The following is a 9,221-nucleotide window of genomic DNA, read 5'->3' on the forward strand; positions in this document are numbered from 1 at the left end:
CCGCTCCCACAGGATGCACCACTCGCCATGGCACCGTATGCGACCTACAGAATTCAAGGCAGGTAAGAAATGAGCGCTATCAACGTCTTCCAGCAAAACCCCGGCGCCGAGGCCAAGGCCCAGTCGCCGCTGCACCATGCCGACCTGGCCAGCCTGGTGGGCAAGGGCCGCAACAACGCAGGCGTGATCCTGCGTGAACGCAAGTTCCTCGGCCACCTCACCCTGCGCGGTGACGGCCATAACCCGGAATTCGCCGCTGGCGTGCACAAGGCCCTGGGCCTCGAGCTGCCGGTCGCGCTGACCGTGGTCGCCAGCAACGACATGTCGCTGCAGTGGGTGGGGCCGGATGAGTGGCTGCTGATCGTACCCGGCGGCCAGGAGCTGGCGGTGGAGCAAAAGCTGCGTGCTGCCCTTGAAGGCCAGCACATCCAGGTGGTCAACGTCAGCGGTGGGCAGAGCCTGCTGGAGCTGCGCGGCCCGAACGTGCGCGAAGTGCTGATGAAGTCCACCAGCTACGACGTACACCCGAACAACTTCCCGGTCGGCAAGGCTGTGGGCACCGTGTTCGCCAAGTCGCAACTGGTGATCCGCCGTACGGCCGAAGACACCTGGGAACTGGTGATCCGCCGCAGCTTCTCCGACTACTGGTGGTTGTGGCTGCAGGACGCATCGGCTGAGTACGGTCTGGCCATCGAGGCCTAAGGAGAAACACCATGAGTCGGGCACCGGATACCTGGATTCTCACCGCCGACTGCCCGAGCATGCTCGGTACCGTCGACGTGGTGACGCGTTATCTCTTCGAGCAACGCTGCTACGTCACGGAGCACCACTCCTTCGACGACCGGTTGTCAGGGCGGTTCTTCATCCGCGTGGAGTTTCGCGTACCGGACGGTTTTGACGAACACGGCCTGCGTGCAGGCCTGGCCGAACGCAGCCAGGCTTTTGGCATGGCCTTCGAGCTGACTGCGCCCAACCACCGCCCCAAGGTGGTGATCATGGTGTCCAAGGCCGACCACTGCCTGAATGACCTGCTGTATCGTCAGCGCATTGGCCAGCTGGCCATGGACGTGGTGGCGGTGGTGTCCAACCACCCCGACCTGGAGCCATTGGCCCACTGGCACAAGATCCCTTACTACCACTTTGCCCTCGACCCCAAGGACAAACCCGGGCAAGAACGCAAAGTGCTGCAGGTGATCGAGGACACGGGTGCCGAGTTGGTGATTCTTGCCCGTTACATGCAAGTGCTGTCGCCCGAGTTGTGCCGGCGCCTGGACGGCTGGGCAATCAACATCCACCACTCGCTGTTGCCTGGTTTCAAAGGCGCCAAGCCTTATCACCAGGCCTACAACAAGGGTGTGAAGATGGTCGGTGCCACCGCGCACTACATCAACAATGACCTGGACGAAGGGCCGATCATCGCCCAGGGCGTCGAGGTGGTGGACCATAGCCATTACCCCGAAGACCTGATCGCCAAGGGGCGTGACATCGAGTGCCTGACGCTGGCGAGGGCGGTGGGGTATCACATCGAAAAGCGGGTGTTCCTCAACGCCAACCGGACGGTTGTGCTCTGACTGGCTACTCCGGCCCACCGGGTTCGGGGAGCTGCTATCGCAGGCCCTTCGCAATCACCCGTTCCGCAAGTCATGGACAGGGTCATAATAAAAGCCAGTGACCTTTCCACTTTTAAGAAGCTCGACCTGACCTTGTACATAGGCTGGAAGTTTAGGGCCTTGGGTTGCCAGGTCTAGCAGGCTTCCAGTGGTGCTCGAATCCGCAGACGCGATGCTTAGCGACGACGTCGAAACGGGGTAGGGCTGTTGCTGTTTCGCCGCGTTTCCTAACAAGCTTTTTTGCGAAGTGGGTGTGGGTTGGGCCAGGTTGTCTGCAGACGCTGACACCCTTTCAGAGCTCGCACTTACTTGGCCGTATAGTTTGCGTGAGGCTGTAGCACCGGGGAACGCATCATTTGGGAGCGACTGCGTTCTTGTGAGACCGGGACGATCGGTCCTGCGCAGGACTGTCTTGCCATTCGCCAGCATCCGGCCCGGTATTTTCCCGGTTGGATCCAGGTAATTGACTGGGTCCCCTGCGCAGTAGCAATAAGCATTCAGGCCACCCGCCCCGAACGGGCTCAAGCTATCGGGCGCGTTGAAGCGCATTCTTGCCGGGCTGAACGAGCGATGGCCTTGGCCAAGTGCGTAGTCAGCGTGCAATGCAACCAATGCTTCGCCGTTGAATCCCAGCAACGTCATGGGGGAAGGCAGCCCCGGGTTGTGGCCGTAAGCTGAGTATGTGTGCGGTTCGCTCAGGCCAGCACATACGGCCTGCATGACTGTACCTTTACCCTCTACCGCGAGCAGGCTCGTTTCCAGCGGGCCTGAGCGTTGCTCTGCTAAAGGCACGCCTGAGGAGCGAAAAACTGCGCGATGGTCGCTGCCTTGTTTCACCGCGATCAGGCTGTTGGCCTGATAGAAAAAAAGTGAATGGTTTGCTGTCGTCATGCTTCATGTCCCTATGCAATGGATGAATGGGTTGCCACATATCCATTCTGAACACCCACCCCGATTTTCCTACTGGCAAGACTAGGAGGTCGCACACCCGCCCTGCCGTTAAAAGGCATCTCCCTGTCGTTTCCAGTCACCGCACAGCCTCCCATCAAGCCCACAATTCCCTGCATCCAGTAACACATGCCGCCCATGGATGGCGGCGCGTTCAACCACCGCTGCATAAATACAAATCAAGCGAGGTAAGAGCATGTCTGGCAATCGTGGAGTGGTATATCTCGGCGCCGGCAAGGTCGAAGTGCAGAAGATCGACTACCCGAAAATGCAGGACCCGCGCGGCAAGAAGATCGAGCACGGCGTGATCCTCAAGGTGGTTTCCACCAACATCTGCGGCTCTGACCAGCACATGGTCCGCGGCCGTACCACTGCCCAGGTCGGCCTGGTGCTGGGCCATGAAATCACCGGTGAAATCGTCGAGAAGGGCAGCGACGTCGAGCGCATGCAGATCGGCGACCTGGTATCGGTACCGTTCAACGTGGCCTGCGGCCGTTGCCGCTCCTGCAAAGAAATGCACACCGGTGTCTGCCTCACCGTCAACCCGGCTCGCGCCGGTGGTGCCTACGGCTATGTAGACATGGGCGACTGGACCGGCGGCCAGGCCGAGTACGTGCTGGTGCCATACGCCGACTTCAACCTGCTGAAACTGCCTGAGCGCGACAAGGCCATGGAGAAGATCCGTGACCTGACCTGCCTGTCCGACATTTTGCCGACCGGCTACCACGGTGCCGTTACTGCGGGCGTTGGCCCTGGCAGCACCGTCTACGTCGCGGGCGCTGGCCCGGTCGGCCTGGCTGCCGCTGCTTCGGCCCGCCTGCTGGGCGCCGCGTGCGTTATCGTCGGCGACCTTAACCCGGCCCGCCTGGCCCACGCCAAGTCCCAGGGCTTCGAAGTGGTCGACCTGTCCAAGGACACCCCGCTGCATGAACAGATCGTCGACATCCTCGGCGAGCCAGAAGTGGATTGCGCTGTCGATGCCGTTGGCTTCGAAGCCCGCGGTCATGGCCATGAAGGCGCCAAGCATGAGGCCCCGGCCACGGTGCTCAACTCGCTGATGCAGGTCACCCGTGTTGCCGGCCAGATCGGTATCCCCGGCCTGTACGTGACTGAAGACCCGGGCGCGGTGGATGCCGCCGCCAAGATCGGTGCGCTGAGCATCCGCTTCGGCCTGGGCTGGGCCAAGTCGCACAGCTTCCATACCGGTCAGACCCCAACCATGAAGTACAACCGCCAGCTGATGCAGGCGATCATGTGGGACCGCATCAATATCGCTGAAGTGGTGGGCGTGCAGGTGATCAACCTGGATCAGGCGCCGGAGGGGTATGGCGAGTTTGATGCAGGGGTGCCGAAGAAGTTTGTGATTGACCCGCATAAGATGTGGGGCGCGGCGTAAAGTGGAAACGGTGCCCTATTCGAGATTTTGGGAGCGGGCACTAGCTCGTGCGCAGCAGGGCACTTTACTGCGTACCAAAAGCCGCTTTTGATAAGCGGCTTTTGAACACGTCAATCGGCAGCGTCGACGAGATCGTCAAGACTATCGCGTCGCTGCCTCAAGGCATTTGGCCGATCTTCCTGTCGACCATGTCTAATTAACCTGAAGATATTACTTGGATTTCCAAGCGCGCCTACGCTGTTGATTTCGTTCAAGTATGTCGCGTTTATTAGGCCGATCGATTGGCTGAATGTATTTGGCACACCCCGGAGTCTGCGTACGCTAGCTGCCCCGATAGCCCCCTCTGCCCTGAATATTTTTTATATATACTTGTTGATTAATGATCGAACAAGTTTATAAGCTGTGTGTGAGCTGTTAGAAAATGCAATGGTATCTTGGAATGAGAGATTGCCTACTATGTTTTCCACTATGTCAGGTTCTGCGATGCTCATAAAGTAGTTTGTGGATTCCATTGCTGCGGGCGCGTTGACGATGAGCGTCAGTGACTGTGCACAAGGTGCTGTGTTGGTAGAATAGCTTAAGCAATAAAGCCTCCATTGCCCTTTGGGTCAGTAACTCGTAAGATTGATTAGGCCAGTTGAGGTATTATTGTTGTGCCTTGATAAGGCTAAAGCTTTCTTCACGCTCACATTTTTTGCACATTTCTTAGTGTGGCACTAGAGCTGTCGCGAACCTATACATTTCCGACTGGTCAGTCTTGCCTTATCTTTTTTTGTTGATCAATCGGCATGAATATTTTGGGGCGGTAGTTGAAGGGCACGTCCGGAGAGACACTGATTTGCGCATCGGTGTGATTGCGAGCGTCCTTATTCAAGATTTGAATTTCAAATTTTCCGGATTCTTTATATTCACTCACGACGTGAAATACGATGCCATCGAACGCTTTGATTGGACGGCCGGTAAGGTTGGCGAATGTTTGCCCAAATGAAATCGACTTATTCTCGGCGATGCTGGCTGAATGACACATGCATAACGTTATTTTTTTGTATTTTTTAGCAAACACGCCATTCTCTTGAAGGAACGCATTAAATTCCGCTGCACCCAGTCTTTCACTGCCCACGAGCGCCTCACCTGGCCCACCATGAGCCTGGATGGTAAGCGAACTGCTAAAAGGTTTTTTTTTCGCGATTGCCAGTACACCTAGTTTGTTTATCAGCGGTATGCCTGGAGCCCGTCCGGAAGGATCGGATTTATTGATGGGGTCATCTAGCACGTAGCAATAGGGATTGATGCCGCCAATGTCGAACGGGCTAAGGCCGTCAGCCGCCAAGTAACGCAACAGTGCCGGACTAAATAGCCGGTAGCCATTGCCGAGCGCGTAACCTGCCGATATTGGATCGAGCCGTTCACCGTTAAAGGCTGCAAGTTGCAGCCCTGATGGCGCAGCGCAGTGGTAGCCGTACGGGGTATACACCTTGAGTTGGTCAGCTGAGTTAACAGCGTGCATGGCTGAGCCGTTTTGATCGGTTGCGAGCACTCTCGTAGGGAGCGTGCTGTTAAGTTCGGCCAGTGGTAGGGCTCCGCCACGCAGGAGCACGCTGTGAGTGGCTCCTGAAACGGTATGCAAATGGCTACCCGAGTAGAACAATTGAGTGATGTTCATACGCGTTGGCATGGGAGACTTTCTATCACGATTCACTGACATGTGATCGATGATGGATCGGATGAGGGGGAGTCGCTACTGACAAAAATGCTAGGCTTTGTACGAATCCCTAGAACCCCGAGCAGCGCTCTTCGGAGGGCACGTTCACAACGACGGGCCGACACTACTGTGCGGCGAGTGTAAAAATGACTGTATCCGCTCCATGAAGCCCATATTCCAAGCAGGTAGTTGCTGGCTGTGGTCGACGATGCCGATGAAGAAGGCGTTGCCCCGGCCAAGCGCCGTGGCCAGCGCAAGCCGCTTTCGGCTGATCTGCCGCGTATCGAAGTCATCCATGAGTTGCCGAACACCAACTGACCTGCGCCTGCTGCAAGGCTATCGCGGCTATGTGATGACCGACGACTATGTGGGTTACAACGTTTTGGCGTTGCAGGCAGGTATCGAGCGACTGGCATGCATGGTTCACGCGCGTCGCAAGTTCGTCGAAGCACAGAAGGTGCAGCCCAAGGGTAAGACGGGCCGAGCCGATGTGGCGCTGACGATGATCAATAAGCTGTATGACATCGAGCGCAACTTCAAGGAGGTCAGCGACGAACAGCGGTTCATCGGTCGTCAGGAAAGAAGCTTGCCGATCCTCGGTCAGCTGAAAAGCTGGCTGGACAAGACGTATGTCCAGGTCACACCGCAAAGCGTATTGGGCAAAGCGGTGCATGACCTGGCAAACAACTGGAGCCGCCGGGAACGGTATGTGGAAGCGGGCTATTTGCCAATCGACAACAACCGGGCAGAGCGCGCGATAAAGCCGTTTGTCATTGGGCGCAAGGCTTGGCTGTTCAGTGACACGCCCAAGGGCGCCATGGCAAGTGCGCAGATATACGGCTTGGTCGAGACCGCCAAGGTCAACGGCCAGGCGCCCTATACGTGGCTGCGCCACGTAGTAGAGCGCCTGCCGTATGCGTCATCGGTCTCGGGCTACTAAGCCCTACTGCCATGGAGCTGCTCGGCAGAGATAACACGGTAAACTGAGGCCCCATCTTTTAGACGGTGGGTTTTATGGATCGCACTCTGATGATCGCGATCTGTCACCCTGCTAATCGAGCGAGAGCCGCTGTAATGTTGCGTTTATAAGATAATTGAGTAACGTCGGCTATTGCCGGCGGATTTGAGTATTTTCAGCGGCTACCGGTGATTTGTAATTCGCGTCGTCATAAGGGTCGTCACGTGTTCCCGTCAGGTCCAACATGTTCCTTTGTTTTAGGTTTCCGCGGGCTGCTCCCGGGAGGGTGGGCGCGATTGAATTCTTGATCGCTTGTCGGGCTTTTGCTTGCTCGGGGAATATGTATAATTTGTCTGGGTCCATATTATTATTTATTCTTTCACTCTTTTGTAGGCTCGCCCTAAGCGTTTTTTCTACTTCTGCCCTGGTGGCGGCAATGGCTCGCTTAGTGGGCAGATCAAAGTTTTTGTTGCCGTTGACGAGCGTGTCAAGGGCAGAGGTTTTCTTTGCTAATGCGTTATTGATATTACTGATGCTCTTTAGCCGCTGTTTAAGTTTCTGTTGGTCACTACGAAACCACGTTCTAGGCTTGAAGAGCGACCACATTCCCGATCCGTCTGTCCGATTGACAGGGTCATTAAGGCAGTATGCAAATGGGTTGGGCCCCCCTAGCCCAAATGGGCTTTCAGCATTGTCTGGAGAGACGAACCTTCCCAACTCGGTGCTGTATCCACGGTGCCCTTGGCCTAAAAGATAAAGGTGCATATTGTTCGCCATGACCTCACCGTTAAAGCCAATGGCTGTGCGTTCTGGTGGATATTTGTCATTGTGTCCGAAGGCGGTGTAGCAATGTGTGTTAGCTCCTCCCTCAGGCGTGCTCACGATGAGCACTGAGTCCATTTCATCGGTGGCAAGAAGGTTGGCGTTACGGGTTTCCTGATCGCCTATTTCAGCAAGAGGTTTCGATCCAGTGCGGAGAAAGGAGCGAGTTTGACTGTCGCTTATAACAGTTCTCAATGTAGAGGTCTGGTAGAAGTATTGGGCTGAATCAGATGGCTTTTTCATCGGCGTACTCCAATTGTCTGCAGTGGCCTTCAGAATCTATGCTGGAGGCGCTCGTGTCCTCGAAAATAATTTGTCCACCTTTGCGGGTGCCTGAAACGCCCTGCCGGCGGTTCAGTTCCCCGGCATAGCGCTGATAGGATGAATCGCAGCACAGCGGCTCGAACACTCCAGACACTCCCCAAACCAAAAAGGCTTTCCAGGTAGAACACCAAGATTATCTAGCGTGCCGTCAGCATCTGGCTACTGGCAGAAATATCAGTCGCGTGCCTGTGTGGCACTTTGCGAGTAATTCAACCGTCGTAGCGCTTCATAGTCTTTTATTGGTGAGGTGTGCCCGAGCCGCTTAAGTACGTGGCATTGCCACAGGCAAATCTCTTGCCGTCAATCTTGGCGGTCTCCAATGCTGTAGATCTTCGCCGCAGCGGTACCCGATGGGCATGTCGAGTTTTTTAATATCTAGGGCGGAGCCGGGTATAATAGGGTCTGCGTACAACACCCTGTGCAGCAGTGGCTATTGAACCTGGCCAGTACCAGCCTCAACACAATGGACTGTTCCATCGGCTGTTTTGCTCTCTTGTTTTTAATCCTCGAGCAGTCAATGCCACTGCCGAATTTCCGCAGCGTTCTGAGGAGGAGCTCGCCTGAAATCGTTATGGTAGCTATTGTACAAATAGCGTAATGTGCTGTATCGAGACCTTAGTTGTCTAATGCGCTCGATATAATCAAGTGAGACCGACTGCTGACGCATCTTCTTGAATTTCAGGTATGATTCGGCTCGATTAAGTTTTGTGATTGTTTCAGCGTACAGTGCAATGAATTCAGGATAGCCCTCTGTCAATTTTTTACGAGGAGGCACCGGTAAGGAGGTTAACCCGCGAGAGGGGGGCTGTGCCGTGACTGGTTTGAACTCTATGGGCGCTTCCGGGTCGTAGACGTGTAACTCAACCCGGTCGGTTATTCGGGGCGGTCTGCGTGGCGCACCCGCTTCAGCAAACACAGATACGGAGGCCGAGGTTCTTTTCAGGATGCCTTTTGGGCGTCCCGCCACACGTCTGAAGTTGCCCGTTGGGTCTGAATAGTTGATAGGGTCTCCAGAACAATAACTGTACGTATTGATACCTCCGTCATCAAATGGGCTCAAGCTGTCCGGTGCATTGAAGCGCATCAGCATGGGACTGTATGATCGAAAGCCCTGCCCTAGCATGTATAAGCTACTGAGTAGGTCGCACCGCTCTCCGTTCAGCCCGAGGATAGCGAGCTGGTGAAATTGACTGGTGTACCCGTAAGGGCTGTAGGCCATTGTCATAGTGTAGGCTCCCTAGGGACGTGCCGGCTAAGTGTTCCTCTCAGCAGAGCCATCCACAACTAGCAGAATTGCCAGGCGCCATGCGTTCAAACGGTGTTTCACAAGACGACCTGTTCCAACACAAAGCACGTCTGCGCCCAGGAGCCTACTGGGTGCAGGGTGGCACAGGCAGTAAGTACTTCATCCTGCCTGCCTCCTGAGCTGCTCGATCCGCTGATCCTTCTCCACCCACAACT

9 protein-coding genes and 1 pseudogene are annotated in these 9,221 nt (G+C 55.8%); 5 read left to right on the top strand and 5 right to left on the bottom strand.

Annotated features, from left to right (window positions below; all coding sequences use genetic code 11):
* The first annotated feature begins 69 nt into the window (after window positions 1–69).
* Both APH25_RS17810 and purU read left to right on the top strand, forming a co-directional pair.
* The gene (locus tag APH25_RS17810; RefSeq protein WP_028635274.1) at window positions 70–702 is read left to right on the top strand and encodes a sarcosine oxidase subunit gamma; all 633 of its coding nucleotides are present in this window, start codon (window positions 70–72) and stop codon (window positions 700–702) included.
* 11 nt (window positions 703–713) lie between these two features.
* Window positions 714–1,571, top strand: coding sequence for a formyltetrahydrofolate deformylase (purU, locus tag APH25_RS17815; protein WP_028635273.1), 858 nt, complete (start codon window positions 714–716; stop codon window positions 1,569–1,571).
* Window positions 1,572–1,625: 54 nt separating this feature from the next.
* Here purU and APH25_RS25095 read toward each other — a convergent pair whose 3' ends face one another.
* The gene (locus APH25_RS25095) at window positions 1,626–2,501 is read right to left on the bottom strand and encodes an RHS repeat-associated core domain-containing protein (RefSeq protein WP_082428371.1); all 876 of its coding nucleotides are present in this window, start codon (window positions 2,499–2,501) and stop codon (window positions 1,626–1,628) included.
* A gap of 253 nt (window positions 2,502–2,754) precedes the next feature.
* Here APH25_RS25095 and fdhA point away from each other — a divergent pair, with 253 nt between their 5' ends.
* The gene (gene fdhA / locus APH25_RS17820; RefSeq protein WP_023532721.1) at window positions 2,755–3,954 is read left to right on the top strand and encodes a formaldehyde dehydrogenase, glutathione-independent; all 1,200 of its coding nucleotides are present in this window, start codon (window positions 2,755–2,757) and stop codon (window positions 3,952–3,954) included.
* A 751-nt stretch (window positions 3,955–4,705) separates the two neighbouring features.
* Here fdhA and APH25_RS17825 read toward each other — a convergent pair.
* Window positions 4,706–5,617 carry an RHS repeat-associated core domain-containing protein gene (locus APH25_RS17825; protein ID WP_177331198.1) on the bottom strand — a complete coding sequence of 304 codons (912 nt, stop codon included), beginning with the start codon at window positions 5,615–5,617 and terminating at the stop codon, window positions 4,706–4,708.
* Between the two features lie 237 nt (window positions 5,618–5,854).
* Between APH25_RS17825 and APH25_RS26320 the strand changes: the two genes are divergently transcribed.
* Window positions 5,855–5,974 carry a hypothetical protein gene (locus tag APH25_RS26320; protein WP_177331199.1) on the top strand — a complete coding sequence of 40 codons (120 nt, stop codon included), beginning with the start codon at window positions 5,855–5,857 and terminating at the stop codon, window positions 5,972–5,974.
* Between the two features lies 1 nt (window position 5,975).
* A pseudogene (locus tag APH25_RS17830) lies at window positions 5,976–6,596 on the top strand (IS66 family transposase); the annotation flags it as partial.
* A gap of 168 nt (window positions 6,597–6,764) precedes the next feature.
* Here the strand turns inward: APH25_RS17830 and APH25_RS17835 are convergent.
* The 3 genes from APH25_RS17835 to APH25_RS25105 all read right to left on the bottom strand — a co-directional run bounded on the left by APH25_RS17835 (window position 6,765) and on the right by APH25_RS25105 (window position 8,985).
* Entirely contained in the window at window positions 6,765–7,679 is a 915-nt protein-coding gene (locus tag APH25_RS17835; RefSeq protein ID WP_060482842.1) for an RHS repeat-associated core domain-containing protein, read from the bottom strand.
* Window positions 7,663–7,845, bottom strand: a complete 183-nt coding sequence (locus APH25_RS25530; RefSeq protein WP_156333221.1) for a hypothetical protein — start codon at window positions 7,843–7,845, stop codon at window positions 7,663–7,665. Before APH25_RS25530 ends, APH25_RS17835 begins: the two co-directional genes overlap by 17 nt.
* A 429-nt stretch (window positions 7,846–8,274) precedes the next feature.
* On the bottom strand, window positions 8,275–8,985 hold the full coding sequence (locus tag APH25_RS25105) for an RHS repeat-associated core domain-containing protein (RefSeq protein WP_082428376.1): 711 nt from the start codon (window positions 8,983–8,985) through the stop codon (window positions 8,275–8,277).
* Window positions 8,986–9,221 lie beyond the last annotated feature (236 nt).

Origin of the sequence: Pseudomonas sp. NBRC 111119, assembly GCF_001320125.1 — a bacterium.
Classification (GTDB): Bacteria; Pseudomonadota; Gammaproteobacteria; order Pseudomonadales; family Pseudomonadaceae; genus Aquipseudomonas; species Aquipseudomonas parafulva.

What these genes read in the sequence shown, in the direction of transcription:
- APH25_RS17835 (WP_060482842.1), bottom strand. Translation starts at nt 7,679, where the DNA reads ATGAAAAAGCCATCTGATTCAGCCCAATACTTCTACCAGACCTCTACA.
- APH25_RS17810 (WP_028635274.1), top strand. Translation starts at nt 70, where the DNA reads ATGAGCGCTATCAACGTCTTCCAGCAAAACCCCGGCGCCGAGGCCAAG.
- fdhA (WP_023532721.1), top strand. Translation starts at nt 2,755, where the DNA reads ATGTCTGGCAATCGTGGAGTGGTATATCTCGGCGCCGGCAAGGTCGAA.
- APH25_RS25105 (WP_082428376.1), bottom strand. Translation starts at nt 8,985, where the DNA reads ATGACAATGGCCTACAGCCCTTACGGGTACACCAGTCAATTTCACCAG.
- purU (WP_028635273.1), top strand. Translation starts at nt 714, where the DNA reads ATGAGTCGGGCACCGGATACCTGGATTCTCACCGCCGACTGCCCGAGC.
- APH25_RS25095 (WP_082428371.1), bottom strand. Translation starts at nt 2,501, where the DNA reads ATGACGACAGCAAACCATTCACTTTTTTTCTATCAGGCCAACAGCCTG.
- APH25_RS17825 (WP_177331198.1), bottom strand. Translation starts at nt 5,617, where the DNA reads ATGAACATCACTCAATTGTTCTACTCGGGTAGCCATTTGCATACCGTT.